This is a genomic window from Hyphobacterium sp. (genome assembly GCF_965228115.1).
Lineage (GTDB): Bacteria > Pseudomonadota > Alphaproteobacteria > Caulobacterales > Maricaulaceae > Hyphobacterium.
In genome coordinates, this window is record NZ_OZ245794.1 from 2,597,515 (window position 1) to 2,620,849 (window position 23,335).

Here is a 23,335-nt window from a genome sequence, read left to right on the forward strand (position 1 = left end):
GCACGTTTGTTGAATACGTGCTAAAAACGATCGGCTCCGGTAAGCGGGGTCAGAAGAAGGGGTTTGCCATGTTTTTGTTAGGCCGCATCGGCTCGGTCAGCGCCACGCTGTTCCTGGCTTTTATTCTGGCAACGGCCATGCTGGTGGCGTTGGGCCTCTATTGGCCGACTATGCTGAATTACATTCTCGACGGGGCTGAACTGGTCGAACAAGGCCTGACCCATACCGGCCTGCCGGATCGTTATAATAATTTCGTGCGCCTCTTCCTGGGCGATGAACAATTGGCCTTTTTGTTCTTCACGATTATCGCCCGGATCATCATCGCCATTATCGGCTCGATATTCACGCGCGCGACCCAGCCGAAATCGATTGTCGACAAAGCCTTTGGCTGAACGAAAAACGCCGCTGTGGTAATCACAGCGGCGCTTCCTATCAAACCGGTTTCGGTCGCTTATGGACGATCGACTTCCGTCAGCGATCCATTGCCATAGGGCGTTTCGATGCTTTCGCAGGTGCCTTCCGGAACATAGGTCCAGGCATTGCCCTGATAATCGACGGTGGACGTGCCTTCGCAGGACGTTCCGGGGCCAGCGGCGCAATCATTCTCACCGGCCAGCGCAATGCCGTAACACTGCTCTGTGGCTTCCTCGACCATGTCATCGACAGCGCCTTCCACAGCATTGGCCATATCAGCCGCCATGTCGGATGCCGTATCCATGGCTGAATCCATCATGTCGCCGGCGTCGTCAGCGGCGGCTTCAACCGCATCACCGGCATCGGCCATGGTATCGCCTGCAGAATCCGCAGCATCATCCATGGCGGCACCGGCCTCTTCCATTGTGCCGGTATCCGCGTCATCGGCGGCTTCTTCAGCCGGCGAGCAGGCGGCGAGTGCAAAAGCGGGCAGAGCCGCCGTTAAAAGTAGTCTGGTACGCATTGGGTTCCCTTCCTCGATTCGCCCTGCTGGCAGGCGAAAAAAGGCAACTTACCATAATTTCATACAAAGGGGAGGGTTTTTTCTAAACCCTGACGCGCGCCGACAGCTGGTCTGCTGCAACGGTTCGAGGGGTCTTGTGAACCGCAGCCATGACGGCTGTGACGCCGGAAAAAGCCTTGACCCGCTCGGCAATGGCCAGCGCCAGCGTTTCGATCAGATCATAATGCTTCAGATCGGCCACCGCCTGGACCGCGTCGGCCACCTCGTCATAGTGCGCGGTTTCACTGATGGAGTCCGTCTGCGGCACGTCCTCAAGCGTCAGCACCAGATCGACCGTGACATCTTGGCGCGCCTTGCGTTCGAAATCATGCACGCCGAGCGAAACCGGCACGCGCAAAGCAGTGATTTCAATATCGATTTGAGCCATTCTTCAGGCTACTCCGGATCACAACACGGCGCAGGGCATAAGCGCGAATGGCTGCGCTTTCAAGCGCCGCGCACCTTGGACGAGGCGGCGAATACGCCTAGTTTCATTTCGAGCAAAACTCGGTGGAGGCCCCCATGGTCGAATTGCGTGTTCCCACGACCGATCCCATCGTCCAGCGCCAGGTCGAGGCGGGGCAGGTGCGTGATGATTTTACGATCGATCAGTGCTGGGACGAATACACCGATGAAGAACATGCCATGTGGCGCAAGCTCTATGATCGGCAGACCGGCATGCTGGGCAATCGCGCTGTCAAGGAATTCTATGACGGGCTGGATGCGCTGGGGCTGGACAATTCGAAAATCCCCGACTTCCGCGAGGTCAATCCAAAGCTGGAAGCCCTAACCGGATGGAAGCTGGTCACCGTGCCCGGCCTTATCCCGGATGAACCCTTCTTTACCCATCTGGCCAATCGGCGATTCCCGGTTGGACGCTTTATCCGCAAGCCGCACGAGATCGATTATCTACAGGAACCGGACATCTTCCACGATGTCTTCGGTCACGCACCGCTGTTGGGCCTGCCGGTCTTTGGCGATTACATGGCCGCCTATGGCCGCGGCGGTTTGCGCGCGCTGAAATTCGATACGCTGGAAAACATTACCCGGCTGTACTGGTATACGGTGGAGTTCGGCCTGATCAAACAGGATGATGCGCTGAAGATTTATGGCGCGGGGATCGTCTCGTCATTTTCCGAAAGCGTATTCTCGCTGGAAGCCCGCTCGCCCAACCGCATCGGGTTCGACATCGAGCGCATCATGCGCGCGCAATATCGCTATGATGATTTCCAGCAGACCTATTTTGTGATCAACAGTTTCGAACAGCTGTTGAACGACACCGCCAATCAGGATTTTGCGCCCATCTATGAGCGCATCAAGGGCCAGGCCGATATCCCGGCCCGCGCCACCGCCGAGGGCGATGACGTCATCCACAAAGGCACGCAGGAATACGCCGATGCCGGCGGCCGCTGGGAAAACGCGCCGCAGGTTTAGGACAGGTACCCTTCTTCTATTTAGGGTTTTGCCGCGGCAGGCCGCGCGCCATAGTGGGCGAAAGCAGGTTTGAGGAGGCGTCAGATGCGCGGTCTGATTTGCGGGATATGGCTGTTGGCAATTGCGAGCGCCGGGGCGCAGCAGGAGACGCCGCCCAATCTGGGTCAGGAAATGCTGGCTTTCGTTCAGGCTGCGAACGCCCATGATGCAGAAACCGCGCTTGAGATCGGGCGGGAGATCCCCGACATTCCCGCATTCCAGTCCCTGCCGGTCATGCCGCGGATGGAGTTTTACAATCGGCTGGCCTGGCTGGAAGCCGCGACGGGGAATGCCGAGGCGGCCTTGCTATTGCTCGATACAATAGAGGCAGAAAGCCCCGATCCCGGCCTGGCTCTGTCGGTGCGTTATGACATCATGTTGATGCTGGACCGGTGGACCGAGGCAAGCGACGCCATGCAGCGCCTGCTGGCGATCAACCGCTTCTATGCCAGTTATTTCTATCCCCCTTCATTTGATCGGCTGCTCGGTCGCTTGTCGCGTCAGGGGGAGCACGAAGAGATCATTGCCCTGACAACCGCCGCCGAGGGGCTTTTTGTCCATGAAGCGCCGGAATGGACCGATGCGGGCCGTCGTTTCCTGCTGGCAATCTCGTTTACCCGGCTTGGCCTGGAGGACCGCGCGGCCGCCCAGCTAAGCGGAATGCGCATCCCCTCCCTGCTGGCCGAAATCCGCTATGACCGCACCTTCAGCTATCTGTGGAACGGGCCGGGATTTGACGAGTGGACAGATGTAAGAGCCGCAACCCAGCTGGAGCTGACCCGGCTGCAGGCTCTGGCTGAAGAAAACCCGCACCATCTTTCGATCATCAATTCACAAATCCGCGCACTCGATGCGCTGGGCAATGAGGATGAGGCTCTACAGCTGGCCGAGGCGACGTTGGAGCGGATCGGTGCAGGCCGCCGCTATCGCGATCAGGAACAGGAGCTGGACTGGCTGCTGCAGGAGCTGGCCGATCTGTACTATGCGGACGCGCGATTTGAGGACGGCGATGCCATGATGGAACGCGCCATCAACCGGCCGCGCACCGAAAGCCAGTTCAACATCAACCAATCGATCAATTATGCCATCGAGCTGTTGTCACGCGGCGAGGATGCACGCGTGCTGGCTTTTGTTGAAAGCCTGCCCGGCCATGAAATGAGCTCGTTTGGAGAATTGTTTACCGTCGCCGTCCGTGCTTGCCTCGCTCACTATGATGGCGAGAGAGATGAATACCGCAGATATCTGACGGAGCTTGAAGAAGGCGCGGAGATCAATCCCGGCGCGCTGGAAAACGCTTTGCATTGCGCCGGTGACGAAGACCGCCTGGCCAGCATTATGCTGGAAAAGCTGAATGACCCGGACCGGCGTCAGGGCGTTCTCGCATTGGCGCAGGAGTATAGCGCGACCGGTGATTTTGCGGCTCCGCCCGAGGTCGAAAGCGAAAGAGCGCGGGAACGCCGTGAACGCCTTGAACGCCTGCTGGCGCGGCCGGAGATCGCGGCCCTGATTGATCAATATGCCCGCCGGGTAAATTTCCATGTCGACCGGCTGATTGATACGGGCGGCTAGCCTCGCCGAAACGACGCCTCCTCTTGACACGGGGGTGGTTGAATTCGATGCCGCCAGCACCAGAGCCAGAGCCATTTGATGATCCAGCTTTGGCGGAATGTCGTAAATCTGTGCACGAACGAGACAGGGTTGAAGGCATGGTGAGCGACACGAAGGCGCCCTCCGACGGGCGAGCCAATACGAGTGATGCGGTCCGTATCATTCTGGTTTTGCTGCTGGTGGTGGCGCAGATCAGCGCCAGCGCGCTGGCCTTTGCGGCCGGCTGGGAAGAGACGCCTGCCAGCCGGTCGAATGCCAATCCGACCCTGATCACACCGGAATCCTACGCCTTTTCGATCTGGGGTCTGATCTTCCTGGGAAGCATATTGTTTGCGCTGTATCAGGCGCTGCCGAAAAACTGGACCAACCCGAATTTGCGGCGCGCCGGATGGCTGGCCGTTCTGGCGTTCAGCGCCAATACCGCCTGGCAGATCTATAATCCGCTTTACGGGTTCCATTGGCCGTCTCTGGCGATCATCCTGACCATCCCGGTCTCGATGATTGTCCTGATCTTTATGCTTTCCCGGCGGGACGATGTCTCTCTGTGGACTCGCGTCTTCGTCTTTCCGCTTTTCCTGTTGGGCGGGTGGGGCACGGCGGCCTCCACAGTGAATGCCGTGATCACGATTGACTGGGAAGGTTGGAATTTTCTGGCCCTGGCGGACCTGCCGCTGGCCTTGAGCGTGCTATCTCTCTCGGTTCTGGTCGCCGCGCTCACGACCTGGCGGTCTGGCGCGATTGATTATGCCGCGGGCGTAGTCTGGGCGCTCGCCGCGATTGCTGTTGCGAATACCGGCGACGACGGAAACCAGACGGTCTATATCGCCGCCATCGGAGCGTCAGTGCTGTTGGGACTGGTCTTGCTGGCCAGCTGGGTCGCGGCGTTCAATCGACGGAAGACTACCGCCTAACCCCGGCGTAGAACGGCGCGTTCCCCACAGGAGGGACGGCCGACTTCCACGGCGACAAGGCCCGGCAGCTGGTCTTCCAACCGGTCGAACAGGAAGGCGCAAATATTTTCCAGCGAGGGCTTGTTGAGCCCCTCCACCTCGTTCAGCAGGCGGTGATCCAGAAGGCCCACCACACCGGCGACGATCTGCTCGATTTTCCAGGTGTCCTTGATCCAGCCCTTGTCATTGGGCTTGCCGGCCAGCGTCACCGATCCGGCAAAGGAATGCCCGTGCATCCGCGAGAACGGATGGTCCTCGGCCTCGTGCTCGAAATAGTGAGCGGCCTCGAAGGTAAATTCCTTCGTGATTTCCAGACGGGTTTCGGTCATGCAGCGTGTCGCGGGTTAGAGCTGAATGGGGTTCATCCACCAAAGCGCCGCGATATACGCAACATAGCCGCCAAAGAAAAGCACCCCGGCCAGACGGCCCACATTGCGGCCGGCGAAGATCCACAGCGCAAGCAGCGCACTCGCGCCCAGCATCACCCAGAAATCAAACGTCATGAACTGGTCCGGGACGGGCAATTCCACACCCGCAGCGCCCGCCGCCAGACCGGCAGCCCCGCCCACGGCAAACACGTTAAACACGTTCGAGCCCAGCACATTGCCGATGGCGAGACCCGCTTCGCGGCGCATCACGGCGACCACCACAGTGGCGAGCTCGGGCAGAGAGGTGCCAATCGCCAGCGCGGTCAGGCCAATGACGGCATCCGACACGCCCAGGATTTCTGCGGCTGCTGTGCCGCCCATGACGATCATGTGCGCACCGAGAGGCAACAGGACGATACCGACCCCCAACAGGACCAGCGTCATGGCTAAGGAGCCTTTGGACGCGGCTTCTTCCAGCTCGGCGACTTCCGCCAGGAGCGGGTCGTCATCCTTTGCGCCCATGGCAGAGAAAGCCAACAGACCGATAAAACCAAAGATCAGCGCAAACAGCACCGCCGCTTCGATGATGTCGATCATCCCGTCGCGGCTGACCACGACCAGCGCCACACCCGCCAGCAAGGCAAACACCGCATTGCGGCGCACGCCGGGCGCTTGGGTTCCGATGACGCCGACTAGTGCCGGCAGGCCCAGCACAAACAACACATTAGCGATGTTCGAGCCGACAATATTCCCCAACGCCAGGCCCGGCGCGCCGGACAGGGCGGCATCCACCGACACCACCAGTTCCGGTGCCGACGTGCCAAAGGCGACAATCGTCAAACCAACGATCAAAGGCGGTATGCTGGCGCGCTTGGCGATCGCGGCTGCACCGCGAATCAGCATGTCCCCGCCGAACAACAGGATCACGATCCCGGCGAGGATGAAGCCGCCAGCGAGCGGCAGGTTTGTTTCCAGTCCGAACATGAAGGCCGCTTGGGGCTGCGTTCAGGGACTAGTCGAGGCGACCGTATTCGATGAGATTCAGGATCGCGAAGGCACAAAAGGCGAGACCAAGAGCGATAAGGGCGTACATGAAATTCTCCGCTAAATCGGTTCAATTCTGGGCGCTTTCTAACCGGGTTTTACGCCCGCCGCTAGGGTGGGACTCTGCGAGCAGGAATCCCGCATGACCAACTGGCGCACCCGCCTGGAACCGCTCTGGCGGCCCTTGATCCAGATGCACTGGCGGCGCACCCGCGGCATGACGCTGGGGGTGAGGGGGCTGGTGGTGCGCGAGGATGGATTTATCCGACTGGTGCGCCACACCTATACGCCCGGCTGGTATCTGCCCGGCGGCGGGGTGGAGCGCGGCGAAACGCTTGAACAGGCGCTGGAAAAGGAATTGCGCGAGGAGGCCGGCATCCGCCCCACCGCCCCGCCAGAGCTCTTCAAAGTCTATTCCAACGAGGCCAACTTTCGCGGCGATCATGTCGCCCTGTTTGTGGTGCGCGCGTTCGAAGAAATCCCGGCAGAGCCCGGCCAGGAAATCGCCGAGATGGGCTGGTTTCCCGCCGACAAACCCGCCCCCGGCATCACCCGCGCCTCTCTGGCTCGCATTGCCGAAGTGCTGTTCGATCATCCAGTCAGTGAGGCGTGGTGAATCTCCAACGGCTTGGGCGCGTCGGTTTTGAACGCTATGGTAGAAAGACCAGCCAGGGGAGATTCAAATGAACAGGACGCTCGTATCAGCAGGGATTGCCAGTTTTGTGACCGCCGCCGCCAGTTTTGGCCACGCGGAAAATGGCTGTCCGGCGACAAGCGATAATCCCAGCTTTCGCGCCACCTTGGAGATTACCGACGCGGTGCAGGAGCACACGCTAGAGCGCGCCAGACGCAACACACAGACGGTGCCGACCTTTACTTTCATTTTGCGCGGCACGCTTCGGGTGAATGGTGGTGACGGCACCGAACGAGTGAATGCCTATATCACTTTTTCGGATTCCAGGCGGCTGGACGCGCCCTTAATCGATCGACAAAACCGGATACGGCTACAGTATCCGATTGGCAGTGTCAGCTATATCTGGGAACTCGTATCGAATACGGATCATGACTACCGCTATGTCTGGTTTGAGTGCGACACCCAGGGCCGCCGAATGGGACGCATTCATATTGGTCCATTTACGCCTTGATAGTCCATACAGGCGCCAATCACCTGGGTCCGTCGGGTTCGCCAGTCCTCGACCCCGATCGGCGAAGCCGAGGGTCCATCTTTTCCTAATTGATGGATCCCCGGATCAAGTCCGGGGACCCCAGCTATTTGCCAAACAACGAAAACACAAACCTGTCCGCTTCGGATGCCGCGCCGGAGGCCTCCGGGGTCCAGTCCGGGTCCTGGGCCAGTTGTTCGGCCTGCAACTCGCGTATCCGGGCAAAGCGGCGCGCCAGCTCGGCCCTGGCCCCGCCGGGCCATTCCTCCTGGCCGTCCGGGTCGGGCTCGGGATTGGCGATATCAATGCGCAACAGTTGCGCCTCGGTGCGGATAATCCGCTCGGCCAGACGCGCCGCGGCCTCGGCGGCACGGATCTGCCCGGCCTGACCGAGCTCTGCCGAGCGTTGATGGAGCGCGCGGGCGGCGTCGAGGGGAGATAACTCCGTGCCTCGCGCCCGGCTTCCTGATTTTTCCTGAGGCTCCGACCCATCCGGGTCGTCGCTCCTCGCTTTTTCCAGGCAAGCTGGAAACGCTGCGGGCGGACGGTCGTCCTTTTGGGGTGCTAAACCTGCGAACTCAGACCCGCTATCGCCCCAGCCCTGAGCGCATTCCATGCGAGCACCGGCGCCCGCGCCTTCGGGTGTCTCACCCGCCGCGCCGGGCGGAGCGGGAATAACCAAGGAATCAGGGGCGTGGGATGGCACAGAGTTTAACCCTTCAATTTCCAAGTCTACGATCCGCCACCCGCCCTGTGCGGCCCAGAGGTGAAGGGTAGACGGAGAGCGCCCCACAGCGCGGGAGATTTCGGCCATGCTCGCGCCCGCGCGCCGCATCGCCTCGGCCCGGGCTTTCAACTCATCAAGGGATATCACCGCCATCAGCCCACCAGTTTACGGGCGGTCGGGGAGGGCGTGGATTTCTTTTAAAACGCGTCATCCCGGACAAGCGCGAAGCCGCGCGATCCGGGACCTATGCTGTGATGTTGACGGTCCGGCATGGGTTCCGGGCTCTCACCTTTGGTTCGCCCCGGAATGACGGAGGTATAACGTGTTGGCGTGCATTATCCCCGGCTGTCATCGAACTGTAGTAAAACCGTCATCACGAACCCCAAAAACCTCCGCTATCGCACAGGGAGCAGCGGCCTTTATGGCCTCTGCATGCCAGTTACCTTCAACGAAGAAGGGAGGTTTGAATGGCACTTATTGACAAACATGAGCAAGAGTTGCTGCCAGCAGGAGAGTCGAAGAGCGTTGGCATTCAATTCGTGTTGACCTACCGGTCCTGGGGCGAACTGCCGGTCTGGATTCGGCGTACGCCCTTGTTCCTGGGCGGTATCGCCGCTGGCTATGCTCTGGCTGAGGTGATTAGCCTTATTGGCTGATTGCCTCGTTTTACGACCACAATTGAGGACGATCAGCTTTCTGACCGGATTTCCGGTCGGGGGCTGTATTGTCTTGTCCCTCGGCCCGGGCTTTCAACTCATCAAGGGATATCACCGCCATCAGCCCAGCAGTCTACGGGCGGTTGGGGAGGGGTGGATTAGTTGATCCAGCCCAGCATCCATTCTGCACCCAGACCGATCACGACAAACCAGAAACCGATTATGAGTTCGCTCCGACGCGCAGGGCTCTGAACAGCCATTGCAATGATCGAAAATGGAGAGAACGCCTTGGGAGGCCGGAACCGCATGAGTGCATGTGTTTCGTTCGTTCCGACCATTTTATGCTTTTGGTCCGGATGAACGTGGATCGACAGACCTTTGGCGTTACGCGCGAAGACATGTTCAAAATCAAACGGCTCGGCGTTTTCGACCCTTTGCAGATGGATTTGTTTGCCGCGCTCAATCCAATTGAATTGCGAATAGAGTTCGTTCGAAAGCCGAATATCCTTGAATTCGACATCGTCGGCTTCAACGACCTCAACTCTGAATATCCGTCGGCTGCCTTCACGCCGGATGATCCAGTACAATCGGCTTACAGACCCTATGAGCCATAGCCCACCGAGTCCTGCCAATACCAGGAACAGCAGTCCTAACTGACCGGTCGGCCATGCGGCCAACCACGCTCCAATACGCTCGAAAAACTGCATTCCCCATTCCCCCACGAATGAGGTTAGCGCAACTTTAGTATTGCGTCATCTGCCCGGCCCGGGCTTTCAACTCATCAAGGGATATCAGCGCCATCAGCCCACCAGTTTAAGGGCGATCTGGGAGAAGCGACAAACGAATCAAAAAGGCGAATCAGTTAAGGTTGCCGCTGCAACAAAAGTTAACGACATCCAAACAAAAACTACATTTTGTGTTGCGCGAATTGCCGCACCCCATATAGTGGGTTGGCGGTTGGCAGTCTTGACCGCCGAGTGCCAATCGGCTCTCGTATCCGACCCGGCGCAAAAAATACAAAACCGCCGACGAGGGTTGTAGCCTCGCCGACGGCTCTTTGAAGCGCCGACCAACCGAAGACCGGTTGGGCCGAGAAGCGCCCTAACGCCGCGCAGTTTGCGGAAAACGCCGATCGGGTCAACTGGTCGCCTACTTTAAGAGGAGGCCAAGTAATGGCTCATTATTGCGTAAACAAGAATGCCCAATCGAACGGTGACCACGAAGTACATAAGGTGGGTTGTTCGTTTTATCCCGATGTATCGAACCGTATATCGCTCGGCGAGCATGCGACTTGTTCTTCAGCAGTTAGCGCTGCGCGGCGATACTACAGCCAAGTAAACGGTTGCTATTATTGCTCAAATTCTTGCCATACACAGTAATCAATATTTGACCCCATGAGGCGGCGGACCAAGCGATTTAGATTGCTTGCCTGCCGTCCTCACCGGGGCGCCAGCGGGAGAGACTCTTGTGGCCATTACTTCCGAAATTAAGAACCACGCCCTACACGCTAGACTAGAAGTTTATCGCAAAGCGATCGCCGGAATTCCGAAAGATCATATCGATTTTATCAAGCGCAAGCGCCGAATAGAGGCGCTTTATGATTTTCTCGCTACAAACATCGAGAAGTCAGAGCCAAATTACATTCCTGACCAAGTGCTCGACATCGTACAGACAAACTGCGAGGCTGCGTTAGCCGCAATAAATTCTTTTTCTACAGAGAAAAACAGTTCTCAGCTCGACACAGCAATCGACAGCCTCAGTAAAGCGGTGCGGGAGATTCCAGCGCCTTTTTATTCAAGATATGCAAAATTAAATAATGCGCATCTAGATCGCTTCAACAATCGAGTTGACGAAATTGTGGAAGAATTTCTTTCGCGATTGGCAAGTGTGTCTGATCAAGCGAGTAACATTGAAACGATAGTTGGAGAAACTGAGGCGCGGATAAAGGAACTAAAAGAATCGGCGGCAGCATTCAACGATTCCTTGAACACTACTTTTCAACAATCTCAGGCACAGAGACGAGATGAGTTCAAAACAGAACTAGAAGGCGTCAATGATCAGACGACAAAATTTATCAAAGAAAATTCTGATAAGTTGAACGCAAAAATTGAAGAATTTGATGGTTCCCGAACCGAGCTCATTGAGAAAAGCAACGCGGAGTTAAAAACCGCAAACGATCGTTATCATGCATTGATAGAAGAGTACCAAAATAAGAAAACAACATTCGAAAAGAAAATTGAAGACGACATTCAGGAAATTGTCGAAAAAAGAAACCATATTCGCGAGCTATACCGTTTGACTGGAAATGATGCGACTGTTGGTGGGTATCAAAGCCAGGCTGACCAGGAAAAAAAGTCGGCAGATTTATACCGAGTTTTTGCCATTACATTGATGATTATCGCTGCAGCGGCCCTTTTATATCCGTACATCATGGAGATTGTTCGGAATGAAAGGCATGATTTTCAATGGGCGGTTTTCCTCGAACGCCTGCCGCTTTCCACGATTATTCTGGTGCCGGCTCTATATGCCGCGCGAGAGTCAGGAAAACACCGTTCTGAGGAACGGAGTCTCCGAACCCTCCAACTGCAAATATCCACGCTAGACCCATACCTTTCCACGCTGCCAGATAACAAGAAGCGGCAAATCAAAGAAGACCTTGTCGGCAAATATTTTGATGGTCGACGCGCTGAAAGAAGTTCGCGAACAGAGCAGAGTATGCTGGATCAAGTACTAGATGAACTCAGAAAAATTACTGGGAATTTCACTAACAGGTCACGAGGGCAGTAGCGGCAAGATGAAACCGCCTACTCCCCCTCCAGCGCTTTGATCTCATCCCTTAGGCGCGCCGCTTCCTCATCCGCCTTCGCGGCCGTTGCCGCTTCGGCGCGATGAAACCGCCTATTCGCCTTCGAGTTCCTTGATCTGGTCTCTGAGATCTGCGGCGGTTTCAAATTCCAGATTGGCGGCCGCTTCGCGCATCTGTTTTTCCAGATCTGCGATGACGGCTTTGAGATTGTTCGGCTCGAAGGTTTTCTGATCCTCCGCGACGCGGCCATCGCGTCGGTTTTTCCGATCCCGCGCCTTGGCACTGCGGCCCTTGGCGGTTTTTTCCATCACGCCTTCGAGCACGTCCGAAATGCCGCGCGTGATGGTTTTCGGCGTAATGCCGTGTTCGAGATTATGCGCCACCTGCTTGTCGCGCCGCCGGTCGGTTTCGTCCATCGCGCGCTGCATGGAGCCGGTGATGTTATCCGCATAGAGGATGACTTTTGAGTCGGCATTTCGCGCGGCGCGGCCAATCGTCTGGACCAGGCTGGTTTCCGAGCGCAGGAAGCCTTCCTTGTCCGCATCGAGGATGGCGACCAGCCCGCATTCGGGAATATCCAGGCCTTCGCGCAAGAGATTGATGCCGACCAGCACATCATAAACGCCCAGGCGTAAGTCGCGGATCAGCTCGATACGTTCCACCGTGTCCACATCCGAGTGCATGTAGCGGACTTTCAGCCCCTGCTCGTGCATGTATTCGGTTAGATCCTCGGCCATGCGCTTGGTGAGCGTGGTGATGAGGGTGCGGAAACCCCTTTTGGCCGTGGCGCGCGCTTCATCAATGACATCATCGACCTGACTGGCGCCGTCCTTGGAAACAGCGCGGACTTCCACGGGCGGATCAACGAGGCCGGTCGGGCGGATGACCTGTTCGGTGAACACGCCGCCGGTGCGGTCCAGCTCCCAGCCGCCGGGCGTGGCGGACACACAGATGGTCTGCGGCCGCATCAGGTCCCATTCCTCGAATTTCAGCGGGCGATTATCGAGGCAGGAGGGCAGGCGGAAGCCATGATCGGCCAGCGTTTTCTTGCGGTTATAGTCGCCCTTGTACATCGCGCCGAGCTGGGGGATGGTCTGGTGGCTTTCATCCACGAAGACCAGCGCATCCTCCGGCAGATATTCAAACAGGGTGGGCGGCGGCTCGCCGGGTTTGCGCCCGGTGAGGTAGCGGGAATAATTCTCGATGCCCGCGCAAGAGCCGGTGGCCTCCAGCATTTCAATGTCGAACTCGGTGCGCTGGGCCAAGCGCTGGGCCTCCAGCAGCTTTCCGCTTTCCTCCAGCCATTGGAGGCGCACTTTCAACTCGGATTTGATGGAGTTGATCGCCTGATGCAGCGTCGGGCGCGGCGTCACATAGTGCGAGTTGGCGTACATCTTGACGCTATCCAGCTCGGCCTGCGCCTTGCCGGTCAGGGGGTCGAACTCGGTGATGCGCTCGATCTCATCGCCAAAGAAATCCACGCGCCAGGCTCTATCGTCATAATGGGCCGGGAAGATTTCCAGCACATCGCCTTTGAGCCGGAAGGTGCCGCGCTGGAAGGCGGCATCATTGCGGGTGTATTGCAGGGCGACGAGGCGCTTGGTGATCTCGCGCGGGTCGATTTGCTCGCCGGCTTTGATCTCGAAGGTCATCGCCGTGTAGGTCTCGACCGAGCCGATGCCGTAAATACAGGAGACCGAGGCCACAATGATCACATCATCGCGCTCCAGGATGGACCGGGTCGCCGAGTGACGCATCCGGTCGATCGCCTCGTTTATGGAGCTTTCCTTCTCGATATAGGTGTCGGTGCGCGGCACATAGGCTTCGGGCATGTAGTAGTCGTAGTAGGAGACGAAATACTCCACCGAATTATGGGGAAAAAAGCTTTTAAATTCGCCGTACAACTGCGCCGCCAGCGTCTTGTTCGGCGCCAGGATCAAAGCGGGACGCTGAACACTTTCAATGACTTTCGCCATGGTGAAAGTTTTGCCCGTCCCGGTCGCACCGAGGAGAACCTGGTCTCTTTCCTCGGTATTGAGACCTCCGACGATCTCCGAAATCGCCGTCGGCTGGTCTCCGGTCGGCGCATATTCGGAGACACACTCAAACCGGATTCCGCCTTCCGATTTTTCCGGCCGGGCCGGGCGGTGCGGGGTCCACAGGGCCGGGGTGTTTGCTACCGCTTCGGGCGTGAAAACCGCCTGTCCCATATCCTGAACGGCGCTGTCATCTGCGGAAAGTTTGACCATGAGTTGTGTATAGGGAGTCCGGCGTGAAGTTTCCAGTTTGTTCCGCTGAAATTGCCGGGCTTTCGCGGATAATATAACACTTGGTTAAGGCGAATGAGCGCATTTTGACCCATTGGGACGAGGCAAACAGTAAAGGCACGCCGACGCGAAACCATGGCAGGCAGTTTTGATCGCGTCCGGGTCCTCATTGTGGAGGACAATCCGCACATGTCGGCAATCCTGCGGACAATCCTGCAGGGGTTCGGCGTGCGGATGATCCATGAATGCCGCGATGCCGAAACCGCCTTGCGCAGCCTGGAAACGCTCAACCCGGATATGCTGCTGACCGATTTATATCTGGGCGAAATGGACGGGTTTGAGCTGGCTCAGCACATTCGCAACGACGAAAACAGCGCTCATAAATACCTGCCGATTCTGATGGTTTCAGCGCATACCGAGCGCTCGAAAGTTATTGGCGCGATCAATGCGGGGATCAATGAATACCTCGCCAAACCGGTCAAACCGATTGATTTGTTTGAGCGCATGGTCTCGCTGATTGAGCGCCCGCGCCGGTTTGTCCGCGTCCCCGATTATTTCGGGCCCGACCGCCGCCGAAAACAGGATGCCGGCTTCCGCGGTCCCTGGCGGCGGTCCACTGACGAACAATACGAGGACGTCGAGGACGAAGTCGCCTAGGCGTTGATAGCGTGTCTGAAGTCTGAAAGTTCTTCTTCGCTCGTCGACCAGCTTGCGACGAAGCGTGCTGACCCATCCGGCCATTGATAAAATCCAACACCGGCTTTCCGCAACTGCTCGGCCAACGGGTCTTCCAACCGCGCAAAAACCTCATTGCCATCAACCGAATGAAGGATTTTGGCTCCGCCGGAAGAACGCAAAAGCGCCGCGATTTCCTGTGCGGCCGAGTTCGCGTCACGAGCCAATGCCAACCAGAGATCGTCCTCCAGCCACGCGAGCATCTGTGCTGCGATAAAGCGGGCTTTGGGTCCCATATGACCAGAGCGCTTTTGACGCGCTTGTAATTCGGTCAGTTGGTCCTGAGTTTTGCCGAACAGCAGAATGGCCTCAGCGCCAATCGCGCCATTTTTGGTCGCACCCAAACACAGAATGTCCGCACCGGCCTTCCAGCTGAGCTCTGCAGGCGTTTGGCCAGAAGAAATCAGCGCATTAGCAAAGCGCGCGCCGTCAAAATGAACCCCTAGTCCGAGTTTCCGCGCTGGCTTGGTGACGGCGATGAGCTCGTCGATTGAATAAAGACAGCCCGACTCGTTGAGATTTGAAATCGAGAGCGCCCTGGGCGGCGTGGTGTGCACAAAATCTCGAGGCCATTCCTTCAGCACTTTGTGCAGCTGCCCAGCATCAATCTTTGCGTGATCCCCCTTCAATGGCAGCAGTTTTCCGCCGCCTGTAAAGAATTCCGGCGCACCGCGTTCGTCCCGATGGATGTGCGCCTCATCATGACACAGGACCATTCCGTGCGGTGGACATAATAAGGACAGTGCGAGCGCGTTTGAGGCGGTGCCGCTGGTTGTCAGCACCATCTCAATGGGGGCTTCAAATAGCTCGGATAATTTCGCCCTCAGCCGGGTGGTTATCGGATCATGGCCATAGCTCGCCGCATAGCCATCGTTCGCGGTTTTTAATGCGTCCAGAATCACCGGGTGGACCGGCGAGGTGGTATCAGACAGGAAATTCATACCGCCAGAACCTTGGCAATTTTACCGGCGCGTCAATCCCCGAAAGCGGGATCTGGCGCGGATGACGGTAAGCGGTCCCGCATGGCATCCGAATTGCTGAAACTCGGGTCATTCAGGCCCGACGCGAGAGTGGCGGTGCCGGCGAGGGCATGCGGAGACACCCCGAACATCGCCCGGATCGCGCTGACATCAATTGAATAATGGTCAGACGGGCTCTCACCTGCGGCAGTTAGCCTGGCGGTTCGGCGCGCGCCATCTGGACACACGCCCGTGCGCTGGAAGGTCTGAATGTCGCCCGGACATTGAATGCCGCTCAGCACGGACCGGGTGCCGGGATTGAGCGGATAGGCGTCGGTTCCGGGGTCCTCTGAAAGCGATGCGTCTCCGGTGGTGGACTGTGCCGAGACGGGTTCTTGTTCGGAAGGGCCAGCTTGGTTCTCAGAACCGGTCGCAGGTTCTGAAATGGAGGGCGGTGCGATCGTTTCTTCATCAATCGTTTGCGGCGGCTCGGGCTCCAGCTCCGGGTCCGCAGCGATGGGCGGCTGTGGCTCGGGGAGTTCGGATGTAAAAAGCGCAACATCAATCACACGGGCAGATGAAACCGGTGGTTCGCCGGGGCCTGCGAGCAGTATCGCGCTCAGGCTGCCAATATGAAGTATGACCGCAACGGCAAGCCCCACTGCCTTCTGGCGTGAGGACTCCTTACCATTGGAATGGAGCCAAGCGTGTAACTCTCGAAGCTGCAAATGCTTGCCCCGGACCATCGAATTACCCCGCCATGTCTAGGCATAGCGCAGGAAGAGGTCCGGGGCGAGCCCATTCGTGTGGCGAGAATTATTTGCGGGCTTTTTCGGCGCGGCGGCGAGCATCATAAAGCGCGGCCACAGATTGACCGCCGGTTCGTGAGAGCACACCGAAGCTGCGCACCTGCGGTAATTTAACGGGAGAAGCGGTTTTCCGGAGTATGGTCATGATCAGCCCCTTGGCTATCTGGCCACGGCGGCTGATGCCGCTGTGGATTTATTAGAATCCCCCGATTCGGCCACCGGAAAGATCAGGCTCGATGAAGACTGGCTGTTCACCAGAAACGCACTCGCCGCGAACACAACAGCTGCAATCACCAGACTTGTCAGCGCTGCTGCGTTTGTTGATCTGTGCCGAGCCATCACCGTCTCCCCTAATTGGCCGATACAAGAACATTCTGCGGCGTTGCGGGCAGGCCAAGGGCAAGATCGCGTCAAAGTAAAGAAAGTCAGGGCAAGGTTGCGGCAATTGAGGCGATATTGCGGCTTGGCCTGCGCAGGCACGGCGACTAGTTTTTCAAATATCACGTCAGGAAAGACCCAGCATATGGACATTGAACTCTCGCAAGCCCTTGCCCGCGTCCAACCCTCGGCCACGCTTGCGGTAACGCAAAAAGCCAGTGAGCTGAAGGCGCAGGGCATTGATGTAATTTCGCTCGGCGCGGGAGAGCCGGATTTCGATACCCCGGAGCATGTCAAACAAGCCGCTATAGACGCCATTCGGGCAGGAAAGACAAAATACACCGCCGTAGACGGGTTGCCAGAGCTGAAAGAAGCGATCTGCGGCAAGTTCAAAAGAGAAAATCAGCTCGAATATGTGCCATCACAGATATCGGTTGCACCGGGTGGTAAACCTATTCTGTTCAATGCATTGATCGCTACCCTCAACCCGGGTGATGAAGTGTTGATCCCGGCACCCTACTGGGTGTCATATCCCGAAATGGTGCGCTTGTGTGGCGGCGAGCCCAAAACAATTCCGGCAGATATACAGACAGGCTTCAAGATTAAGCCAGAGGCTTTGGATGCGGCGATTACACCGCAAACCAAATGGTTCATATTTAACTCGCCATCCAATCCGACCGGCGCAGGATATACCGCAGAAGAAATTCGTGAACTCGCCGAAGTGTTGCTACGTCACCCACATGTCTGGGTGATGACCGACGATATGTATGAACACATCGCTTATGATGGCTTCAGGTTTGCCACGATGGCAGAGGTCGAGCCCAACCTTAAAGACCGGACGCTGACGACGAACGGTGTGTCCAAAGCATTCGCGATGACGGGCTGGCGAATTGGGTATGCGGGAGGGCCAGCGAAGCTGATAACCGCTATGCGTAAGGTCATGTCCCAGACTACATCGAATGCAACATCGATCAGCCAGTGGGCGGCGGTAGGCGCATTAACCGGACCGATGGATTTTGTCGAAGAGCGTAATGCGGCTTTCAAGCGCCGCCGCGACCTTGTCCTTGCGGATATCAACGCATCGGCCGGTCTGTCGGCTCCTGTGCCCGAAGGGGCTTTCTACATTTTTGCAGACTGTGGGCCCTGGATCGGCAAGACCAGTGCCAAGGGTAATTCGCTAAAGGATGATGTTGGTGTGTGCGCCGCTCTTCTGGAAGAAGAGGCTGTTGCTGCCGTGCCGGGCGCTGCCTTCGGCGGATCACCCGGCTTTCGCATCTCTTATGCGACCAGCGATGAGGCCCTGATCGAGGCCGGTAAGCGTATTCGTCGTTTTGCAGAAGGCTTGGAATAAAAAAATTTCATCACTACGACGAATAATATTTATTTGATCTATGGATCGGCTTGCCCCATATCCCGGGCAAAGTAAACGAATGGAGTTGCCAAATGGGTATGGATCAGAACCAACGCGAAACTATGGCAAAGGCCGTCACCGAAGTGCTGGCGGATACCTATGCTTTGTATTTTAAAACGCATGCCTATCATTGGAACGTGACCGGGCCGCGATTTCACGATCTGCATACGCTATTCGAGACCCAATATACTGAGATGTGGGCCGCAACCGATGAAATTGCCGAGCGCGTCCGAGCCTTGGGCGTTAAAGCCCCGAATTCCTATTCGGCCATGGGGGAGCACGCCCGGGTAAAATCCGATGCGATCAGTACAGATGCGAACGAAATGATCGCTGATCTGCTGGCTGGTCATGAGCAAGTCGCAGAAACGATCCGCGGTGTTCTGGAACAAGCCGGACAACACGGGGACGAAGCCACCGGCGACATCCTCACACCGCGCCTGACAGCCCATGAGAAAATGGCCTGGATGTTACGCTCGACACTTGGCTGATCCCACTAGCCCCGACAAAAAAGAAACCCCGGTCAGCTCGACCGGGGTTTTTCTGTTACCAGAAATAGAAGCGCCGGGCCCTAGGGGAGGGAAAGGGTCCCGGCGCAAAGTGCATACAATGTCGGGGAGGAGACAGTATGCAAACTTGAAGGGGGAACGATGGGCAGTTGCCTCGTTCGGGGGAGTATATGTGCGTGTGGATCCAACTTGACCAGAGCCAAGTACGAATAGCGGTTATGCAGATTTGCAACGCCGGAATGGTCAGGCGGCCAGACCAAGAGGAGACTCAGGCTTCCCACCGCTTTGCTTCGGACATCAGAAAATCTCTGAAAACAATGATGCGGCTCGAGCCTCGCAATTCTTCGGGATATACAAAATAGACGTCAAAAACCGGTCCTTCGATTTCCGGAAGAACGCAGACAAGCTTGTCATTATCCCGTGCAACATAATCGGGCAGGCCAGCGATTCCGATTCCGGCTTCGACAGCTTTCATAACGGCATTTACCGTGTTGGCTTCCAGAACGGCAGGGCGCGGCGGCGCACCGTCCGGCCTTCCGGCACGTGAGGCCCAGTCAAGATTGGGAATAGGAGCAAGGTGTGGCGGCCCATACTGAACGATTGCATGATCATCGAGCGCCTCCAGGCTGCGAGGTGTACCCGCGCGTTGCAGATAGCTGTGGCTGGAAAACAGGTGTTGAGGCACCTGCATGATTTTACGCTGAATCAAATCATTTTGTGTGGACGGCCAGGGACGGATGGCACATTCGGCCTCAAGCCCGGCGACATCGAGCTCATGATCGTCGAGCAATAACCGAATCCGGATATCAGGATAGGCAGCGTGAAACGACGCCAATCTTGGAGCTAGCCAGGTCGCCCCCAGCGCCGTTGGCGCGGTGACACGAAGGTCGCCTGAGGGCTTGTCGCGCGAGTCCGCCACCATGGCTTCGGCCAAAGCAACCTTAGAGGAAATATCATGTGCGGCCCGGTACAAGAGGTTGCCTGACTCGGTGAGCAGCAGCCCGCGCGCATGCCGGTGAAACAGCTTTATACCGAGCTGGTCTTCCAGAGCAGTAATCTGACGGCTGAGTGCAGATTGGGACAAGCCAAGTGTTTCGGCAGCCGCAGTCAGGGAACCGGCTTCTGCTGCAGCGTGAAAGGATTTCAGCTTGTCCCAGTCCATAGCAATCTTGTCAGCGGTTAACCGAGGCCATCCCTTGTTCGTTATAACGCGCGCCTTGCACCTTGTCCGCCAGTGCGCCCAATCCCGCCAATTCCGCGTCTGAAAGCGTAATGGCAGACGCGCCCAGATTGGATTTCATATTGGCCAGCTTGGTTGTGCCCGGAATGGCAACGATATTTTCGCCTTGTGCGAGCACCCAGGCCAGTGCCACTTGCCCGGGTGACGCCCCGTGGGTTTCTGAAATGGATCTGACCTCTTCTACGAGCGCCAGATTCGCCTCGTAAGCGCCCTCGGCAAAGCGCGGCTGCATCGCGGCCTGGCGAAACTCGCCTTCGCCTGATGGTTTGTTCTCCTTGGTCATTGCTCCGGTGAGGAGCCCGCGTCCGAGCGGAGAGTAAGCCACCAGTGTTGCACCAATATCCTTTAGCGTTGGGAGTGTGGTCTCCTCAACATCGCGCGAGAAGATCGAATATTCACTTTGTACAGCGGACACGGGATGAGTTTTGTGGGCTCTACTGATGGTTTCGGCGCCCGCTTCAGAAAGGCCGATCGCACGGACTTTCCCCTCATCAACCAGATCCCCCATCGCACCGACACTCTCTTCAATGGGAATGTTCGGATCGACCCGGTGGAGATAGTAGAGGTCGATCACATCTGTCTTCAGAAATTTAAGCGAATTCTCTACAGCCCGGCGCATATTTTCCGGCGTTCCGTCGACGGTTGTGCCGGAAATATTTCCATCCTCGTCGAATAGAAATTTGGGCCCCCATTTTGTGGCGATGCGCACTTTATCGCGCCGATCACTGAACGCCTCACCCAGCAATTTTTCATTGGCTCCCATGCCGTACATTTCGGCCGTATCAAAATGATTGATACCCAGCTCAATGGCCTCGTGCAGCATGCGAATGGCTTCGGCCTGTTCGGTCGGCGGACCATAAAATGCTGACAGGCCCATACAGCCAAGCCCGATCGGGTTGACGTCGAAATCATGAAGTTTGCGTTGGTCCATTCCGGCCTCCCTTTGGAAGCAGCTTAGACGCGCGCACCCGCATCCGGCCAGATAAAAGAATGGCGGCCGATTGGCCGCCATTGTTTATCGGATTAAAACTGACCCGCTAGTTCGTTGGGTCGGCGTCACCTTCTTCCTCGTCATCCATATCGATAACGAAATTATTGTCCGGCAGATCCGTAACGATGACGTTGCCAATTGTGCCATCGCGGAATTGACGGATGCGGCGTTCAATCACGTATTCCATCAGCACGCGCGCATTGTCTGGCAATCCGCCACAGAACATGGCGTCACGGCCAGCGCCGCCCCGACCGGTGCTAACGGTCTGACTGATAGACCCACCACACCGGTTAGAGCCGTTGGTCATGTCGGCCACACCCCATTCTTCGACATTGGCGCGGAGCGGGATATCAGCATCGACCAGCTCCATAACGGCGTCGCTGGCGAACAGGCGCACATGGGCCCTCACATCCTCCGGCCAGTTCGGGAAGAAATACGGTTGCGCCTCTTCATAGAGGTGAGAAATTTCCAGCGTGCGGCGTGAATTATCAACGCCGCGCAATGAGTGGACGAATTCGCGCGCATTGGATTCGAGCTGTGACCAGATCCGCGACCCAGTATAGGCGTCCCGGCGGATCCTCGGGCTACCAATCGTTCCATTGAAAAAGCCATAGATGACCCGAGGGTCGTCCCAGTGCTGATAAACGATATTGTACTGGATATCGTTCAGGCTGAGCGGGTTTCCAAGAATCGTCACGACCGGCGCGTCCCAGAAGAATTCATCGCTGTTATGGGCACGAACCCGGCGCATATCGGATACAGGGTAGATCAGGCCCGTCTGTTCAATAACCGCAACTGTGTAGAGATTCAGCCAGTAGGCCAGTTGTTCATCTGGATGCAGGCGGGTGAGATTGACGCGCGCCGGTATTTCTTCCAGCTCGCGTCGGTATTCGGAAATGGCGTCCATGTGGAAGTCTTCGACCAGGTGATAGATCACGCGGTTGGCTTCATACCTGTAGCGGCCGTCATTGCCGGTGTTGATCCGCGTACCGGTATAGATAGGTTCACCGCGGGGTGACCTGCGATCGGAGGTTCCGACATTCAGCACGATCTCGCCAAGCATCATCGACCAGGTCGAGTAATCGATCGTGGTACGGCTGTATTCAACGCCGTCTGACGGTCCCAGCCCCATCGACATTGGGGGCGTTTCATCGGCATAGGCCGAGGCTGAAAACGAGATGACCGCGAATGCTGCGACAAGATGAGATAGACGGAACATTATCTTCCCCGGAACAGGAGCTTCCAACACTTTGGGCCTGCATCTAGGGCAGCCAACCCAGCCTGACCAGTTAAATCGGCGAAAGGTGTTGCGGATTATTCCTGTGCCGCCAGAAAACGTTCGGTTTCCAGCGCTGCCATGCAACCCATGCCAGCGGCCGTAACCGCCTGGCGGTAGATATCGTCGGTCACATCGCCAGCGGCAAACACGCCCGGAATCGAAGTCGCCGTAGAATCCGGCTTGGTGACCAAATAGCCACCTGATTTCGTCTCCAGCTGGTCGGAGAAGAGCTCGGTCGCGGGCGCATGCCCGATGGCAATGAAAACACCATCTGCCGGATGCTCACTCACATCTTCGGTTTTGACATTCTTGAGCCGGACGCCCGTCACTCCAGGCGGATTTTCTCCACCAGTGATCTCTTCCAGAACGGTGTCCCAAATCACTTCGATCTTCGGATGCTTGAACAGGCGCTCTTGCATAACCTTCTCGGCGCGCAGTTCGTTGCGGCGGTGTACAAGCGTGACCTTGCTGGCGAAATTGGTGAGGAAGAGTGCCTCTTCTACAGCCGTGTTTCCGCCGCCGATCACAAACACTTCTTTTTCGCGATAGAAGAAACCGTCGCAGGTCGCACAGGCGGATACGCCAAAGCCCTGGAATTTTTCTTCTGACGGCAGTCCGAGCCATTTTGCGCTCGCGCCGGTGGCAATAATTACGGCATCGGCAGTGTAGAGCGTGCCGCCATCGCCTTTCAGCTTGAAGGGCCGCTCTGAAAGATCCGCTTCGACAATGATGTCTTCAACGATCTCGGTGCCGACATGTTCGGCCTGGTCTTTCATCTGCTGCATCAGCCACGGGCCCTGCACAACCTCGGCAAAGCCGGGATAGTTCTCGACATCGGTCGTAATCGTCAGCTGACCGCCCGGCTGGAGGCCGGCAATCAAGAGCGGCTTCAACATGGCCCGTGCGGCGTAAATCGCGGCTGTATAGCCTGCGGCCCCGGAGCCGATGATGATAACTTTGCTGTGGCGGGTCTCAGACATGGAGCGACT

26 protein-coding genes are annotated in these 23,335 nt (G+C 57.2%); 12 read left to right on the forward strand and 14 right to left on the reverse strand.

The window, feature by feature from the left end:
- Positions 1–68 precede the first annotated feature (68 nt).
- Positions 69–392, forward strand: a complete 324-nt coding sequence (locus tag ACO079_RS13330) for a hypothetical protein (RefSeq protein WP_421790723.1) — start codon at positions 69–71, stop codon at positions 390–392.
- 59 nt (positions 393–451) lie between these two features.
- On the opposite strand, the gene ACO079_RS13335 is transcribed toward ACO079_RS13330, so the two are convergent.
- Together ACO079_RS13335 and ACO079_RS13340 are read right to left on the reverse strand one after the other, a co-directional pair.
- Complete coding sequence (locus ACO079_RS13335) at positions 452–688, reverse strand: DUF2282 domain-containing protein (RefSeq protein WP_421792970.1); 237 nt, start codon at positions 686–688, stop codon at positions 452–454.
- A 331-nt stretch (positions 689–1,019) separates the two neighbouring features.
- Positions 1,020–1,364, reverse strand: a complete 345-nt coding sequence (locus tag ACO079_RS13340; RefSeq protein ID WP_421790724.1) for a dihydroneopterin aldolase — start codon at positions 1,362–1,364, stop codon at positions 1,020–1,022.
- 134 nt (positions 1,365–1,498) lie between these two features.
- Between ACO079_RS13340 and phhA the strand changes: the two genes are divergently transcribed.
- From phhA to ACO079_RS13355, 3 genes are all read left to right on the forward strand, one after another.
- Entirely contained in the window at positions 1,499–2,410 is a 912-nt protein-coding gene (phhA, locus tag ACO079_RS13345; protein WP_421790725.1) for a phenylalanine 4-monooxygenase, read from the forward strand.
- 84 nt (positions 2,411–2,494) lie between these two features.
- Positions 2,495–4,018: a hypothetical protein gene (locus ACO079_RS13350; RefSeq protein ID WP_421790726.1), complete on the forward strand. Its 1,524-nt coding sequence runs from the start codon at positions 2,495–2,497 to the stop codon at positions 4,016–4,018.
- Positions 4,019–4,155: 137 nt separating this feature from the next.
- Entirely contained in the window at positions 4,156–4,968 is an 813-nt protein-coding gene (locus ACO079_RS13355; protein ID WP_421790727.1) for a hypothetical protein, read from the forward strand.
- Here ACO079_RS13355 and ACO079_RS13360 read toward each other — a convergent pair.
- Positions 4,965–5,336, reverse strand: coding sequence for a 6-pyruvoyl trahydropterin synthase family protein (locus ACO079_RS13360; protein WP_421790728.1), 372 nt, complete (start codon positions 5,334–5,336; stop codon positions 4,965–4,967). The genes ACO079_RS13355 and ACO079_RS13360 overlap by 4 nt on opposite strands.
- Positions 5,337–5,351: 15 nt before the next feature.
- Positions 5,352–6,359 carry a calcium/sodium antiporter gene (locus ACO079_RS13365; protein WP_421790729.1) on the reverse strand — a complete coding sequence of 336 codons (1,008 nt, stop codon included), beginning with the start codon at positions 6,357–6,359 and terminating at the stop codon, positions 5,352–5,354.
- Here ACO079_RS13365 and ACO079_RS13370 point away from each other — a divergent pair.
- From ACO079_RS13370 to ACO079_RS13380, 3 genes are all read left to right on the forward strand, one after another.
- A complete protein-coding gene (locus ACO079_RS13370; RefSeq protein ID WP_421790730.1) occupies positions 6,358–6,483 on the forward strand; it encodes a hypothetical protein in 126 nt (41 codons plus the stop codon). The genes ACO079_RS13365 and ACO079_RS13370 overlap by 2 nt on opposite strands.
- A 78-nt stretch (positions 6,484–6,561) precedes the next feature.
- Positions 6,562–7,035 (forward strand): NUDIX domain-containing protein, encoded by a 474-nt coding sequence (locus ACO079_RS13375; protein ID WP_421790731.1) that lies wholly within the window; start codon positions 6,562–6,564, stop codon positions 7,033–7,035.
- Between the two features lie 67 nt (positions 7,036–7,102).
- Positions 7,103–7,564, forward strand: coding sequence for a hypothetical protein (locus ACO079_RS13380; protein ID WP_421790732.1), 462 nt, complete (start codon positions 7,103–7,105; stop codon positions 7,562–7,564).
- 124 nt (positions 7,565–7,688) lie between these two features.
- Here ACO079_RS13380 and ACO079_RS13385 read toward each other — a convergent pair whose 3' ends face one another.
- Positions 7,689–8,462 (reverse strand): helix-turn-helix domain-containing protein, encoded by a 774-nt coding sequence (locus ACO079_RS13385; protein ID WP_421790733.1) that lies wholly within the window; start codon positions 8,460–8,462, stop codon positions 7,689–7,691.
- Positions 8,463–8,776: 314 nt separating this feature from the next.
- Here ACO079_RS13385 and ACO079_RS13390 point away from each other — a divergent pair, with 314 nt between their 5' ends.
- Complete coding sequence (locus tag ACO079_RS13390; RefSeq protein ID WP_421790734.1) at positions 8,777–8,965, forward strand: hypothetical protein; 189 nt, start codon at positions 8,777–8,779, stop codon at positions 8,963–8,965.
- Between the two features lie 158 nt (positions 8,966–9,123).
- Here the strand turns inward: ACO079_RS13390 and ACO079_RS13395 are convergent, their stop codons facing one another.
- Complete coding sequence (locus tag ACO079_RS13395) at positions 9,124–9,672, reverse strand: hypothetical protein (RefSeq protein WP_421790735.1); 549 nt, start codon at positions 9,670–9,672, stop codon at positions 9,124–9,126.
- Between the two features lie 760 nt (positions 9,673–10,432).
- On the opposite strand from ACO079_RS13395, the gene ACO079_RS13400 reads away from it, so the two are divergent.
- Positions 10,433–11,752, forward strand: coding sequence for a hypothetical protein (locus ACO079_RS13400; RefSeq protein ID WP_421790736.1), 1,320 nt, complete (start codon positions 10,433–10,435; stop codon positions 11,750–11,752).
- Positions 11,753–11,863: 111 nt separating this feature from the next.
- On the opposite strand, the gene uvrB is transcribed toward ACO079_RS13400, so the two are convergent.
- Positions 11,864–14,020, reverse strand: a complete 2,157-nt coding sequence (uvrB, locus tag ACO079_RS13405; RefSeq protein WP_421790737.1) for an excinuclease ABC subunit UvrB — start codon at positions 14,018–14,020, stop codon at positions 11,864–11,866.
- Positions 14,021–14,173: 153 nt separating this feature from the next.
- On the opposite strand from uvrB, the gene ACO079_RS13410 reads away from it, so the two are divergent.
- Positions 14,174–14,695: a response regulator gene (locus ACO079_RS13410; RefSeq protein WP_421790738.1), complete on the forward strand. Its 522-nt coding sequence runs from the start codon at positions 14,174–14,176 to the stop codon at positions 14,693–14,695.
- On the opposite strand, the gene ACO079_RS13415 is transcribed toward ACO079_RS13410, so the two are convergent.
- The 3 genes from ACO079_RS13415 to ACO079_RS13425 all read right to left on the reverse strand — a co-directional run bounded on the left by ACO079_RS13415 (position 14,692) and on the right by ACO079_RS13425 (position 16,686).
- Positions 14,692–15,714: a threonine aldolase family protein gene (locus ACO079_RS13415; RefSeq protein ID WP_421790739.1), complete on the reverse strand. Its 1,023-nt coding sequence runs from the start codon at positions 15,712–15,714 to the stop codon at positions 14,692–14,694. The two genes, ACO079_RS13410 and ACO079_RS13415, sit on opposite strands and share 4 nt — an antisense overlap.
- A 32-nt stretch (positions 15,715–15,746) precedes the next feature.
- The gene (locus ACO079_RS13420; protein WP_421790741.1) at positions 15,747–16,478 is read right to left on the reverse strand and encodes a hypothetical protein; all 732 of its coding nucleotides are present in this window, start codon (positions 16,476–16,478) and stop codon (positions 15,747–15,749) included.
- Positions 16,479–16,548: 70 nt separating this feature from the next.
- Positions 16,549–16,686: a hypothetical protein gene (locus tag ACO079_RS13425; protein WP_421790742.1), complete on the reverse strand. Its 138-nt coding sequence runs from the start codon at positions 16,684–16,686 to the stop codon at positions 16,549–16,551.
- Between the two features lie 378 nt (positions 16,687–17,064).
- Between ACO079_RS13425 and ACO079_RS13430 the strand changes: the two genes are divergently transcribed.
- Together ACO079_RS13430 and ACO079_RS13435 are read left to right on the forward strand one after the other, a co-directional pair.
- The gene (locus tag ACO079_RS13430) at positions 17,065–18,270 is read left to right on the forward strand and encodes a pyridoxal phosphate-dependent aminotransferase (RefSeq protein WP_421792972.1); all 1,206 of its coding nucleotides are present in this window, start codon (positions 17,065–17,067) and stop codon (positions 18,268–18,270) included.
- Between the two features lie 92 nt (positions 18,271–18,362).
- Positions 18,363–18,818, forward strand: coding sequence for a Dps family protein (locus tag ACO079_RS13435; RefSeq protein ID WP_421790743.1), 456 nt, complete (start codon positions 18,363–18,365; stop codon positions 18,816–18,818).
- A gap of 286 nt (positions 18,819–19,104) precedes the next feature.
- Here the strand turns inward: ACO079_RS13435 and ACO079_RS13440 are convergent, their stop codons facing one another.
- From ACO079_RS13440 to trxB, 4 genes are all read right to left on the reverse strand, one after another.
- Positions 19,105–19,998, reverse strand: a complete 894-nt coding sequence (locus ACO079_RS13440; RefSeq protein WP_421790745.1) for a LysR family transcriptional regulator — start codon at positions 19,996–19,998, stop codon at positions 19,105–19,107.
- Between the two features lie 10 nt (positions 19,999–20,008).
- Positions 20,009–21,007, reverse strand: coding sequence for an aldo/keto reductase (locus ACO079_RS13445; protein ID WP_421790747.1), 999 nt, complete (start codon positions 21,005–21,007; stop codon positions 20,009–20,011).
- 106 nt (positions 21,008–21,113) lie between these two features.
- A complete protein-coding gene (locus tag ACO079_RS13450; RefSeq protein ID WP_421790748.1) occupies positions 21,114–22,286 on the reverse strand; it encodes a DUF547 domain-containing protein in 1,173 nt (390 codons plus the stop codon).
- Between the two features lie 95 nt (positions 22,287–22,381).
- Positions 22,382–23,326: a thioredoxin-disulfide reductase gene (trxB, locus tag ACO079_RS13455; protein ID WP_421790750.1), complete on the reverse strand. Its 945-nt coding sequence runs from the start codon at positions 23,324–23,326 to the stop codon at positions 22,382–22,384.
- Positions 23,327–23,335: the final 9 nt, after the last annotated feature.

Bases quoted from the DNA above. Each gene is read 5' to 3' on its own strand.
- ACO079_RS13330 (WP_421790723.1), top strand. From the start codon at position 69: ATGTTTTTGTTAGGCCGCATCGGCTCGGTCAGCGCCACGCTGTTCCTG.
- ACO079_RS13335 (WP_421792970.1), bottom strand. From the start codon at position 688: ATGGCCAATGCTGTGGAAGGCGCTGTCGATGACATGGTCGAGGAAGCC.
- ACO079_RS13340 (WP_421790724.1), bottom strand. From the start codon at position 1,364: ATGGCTCAAATCGATATTGAAATCACTGCTTTGCGCGTGCCGGTTTCG.
- phhA (WP_421790725.1), top strand. From the start codon at position 1,499: ATGGTCGAATTGCGTGTTCCCACGACCGATCCCATCGTCCAGCGCCAG.
- ACO079_RS13350 (WP_421790726.1), top strand. From the start codon at position 2,495: ATGCGCGGTCTGATTTGCGGGATATGGCTGTTGGCAATTGCGAGCGCC.
- ACO079_RS13355 (WP_421790727.1), top strand. From the start codon at position 4,156: ATGGTGAGCGACACGAAGGCGCCCTCCGACGGGCGAGCCAATACGAGT.
- ACO079_RS13360 (WP_421790728.1), bottom strand. From the start codon at position 5,336: ATGACCGAAACCCGTCTGGAAATCACGAAGGAATTTACCTTCGAGGCC.
- ACO079_RS13370 (WP_421790730.1), top strand. From the start codon at position 6,358: ATGAAGGCCGCTTGGGGCTGCGTTCAGGGACTAGTCGAGGCGACCGTA.
- ACO079_RS13365 (WP_421790729.1), bottom strand. From the start codon at position 6,359: ATGTTCGGACTGGAAACAAACCTGCCGCTCGCTGGCGGCTTCATCCTC.
- ACO079_RS13375 (WP_421790731.1), top strand. From the start codon at position 6,562: ATGACCAACTGGCGCACCCGCCTGGAACCGCTCTGGCGGCCCTTGATC.
- ACO079_RS13380 (WP_421790732.1), top strand. From the start codon at position 7,103: ATGAACAGGACGCTCGTATCAGCAGGGATTGCCAGTTTTGTGACCGCC.
- ACO079_RS13385 (WP_421790733.1), bottom strand. From the start codon at position 8,462: ATGGCGGTGATATCCCTTGATGAGTTGAAAGCCCGGGCCGAGGCGATG.
- ACO079_RS13390 (WP_421790734.1), top strand. From the start codon at position 8,777: ATGGCACTTATTGACAAACATGAGCAAGAGTTGCTGCCAGCAGGAGAG.
- ACO079_RS13395 (WP_421790735.1), bottom strand. From the start codon at position 9,672: ATGCAGTTTTTCGAGCGTATTGGAGCGTGGTTGGCCGCATGGCCGACC.
- uvrB (WP_421790737.1), bottom strand. From the start codon at position 14,020: ATGGTCAAACTTTCCGCAGATGACAGCGCCGTTCAGGATATGGGACAG.
- ACO079_RS13410 (WP_421790738.1), top strand. From the start codon at position 14,174: ATGGCAGGCAGTTTTGATCGCGTCCGGGTCCTCATTGTGGAGGACAAT.
- ACO079_RS13415 (WP_421790739.1), bottom strand. From the start codon at position 15,714: ATGAATTTCCTGTCTGATACCACCTCGCCGGTCCACCCGGTGATTCTG.
- ACO079_RS13420 (WP_421790741.1), bottom strand. From the start codon at position 16,478: ATGGTCCGGGGCAAGCATTTGCAGCTTCGAGAGTTACACGCTTGGCTC.
- ACO079_RS13425 (WP_421790742.1), bottom strand. From the start codon at position 16,686: ATGACCATACTCCGGAAAACCGCTTCTCCCGTTAAATTACCGCAGGTG.
- ACO079_RS13430 (WP_421792972.1), top strand. From the start codon at position 17,065: ATGGACATTGAACTCTCGCAAGCCCTTGCCCGCGTCCAACCCTCGGCC.
- ACO079_RS13435 (WP_421790743.1), top strand. From the start codon at position 18,363: ATGGGTATGGATCAGAACCAACGCGAAACTATGGCAAAGGCCGTCACC.
- ACO079_RS13440 (WP_421790745.1), bottom strand. From the start codon at position 19,998: ATGGACTGGGACAAGCTGAAATCCTTTCACGCTGCAGCAGAAGCCGGT.
- ACO079_RS13445 (WP_421790747.1), bottom strand. From the start codon at position 21,007: ATGGACCAACGCAAACTTCATGATTTCGACGTCAACCCGATCGGGCTT.
- ACO079_RS13450 (WP_421790748.1), bottom strand. From the start codon at position 22,286: ATGTTCCGTCTATCTCATCTTGTCGCAGCATTCGCGGTCATCTCGTTT.
- trxB (WP_421790750.1), bottom strand. From the start codon at position 23,326: ATGTCTGAGACCCGCCACAGCAAAGTTATCATCATCGGCTCCGGGGCC.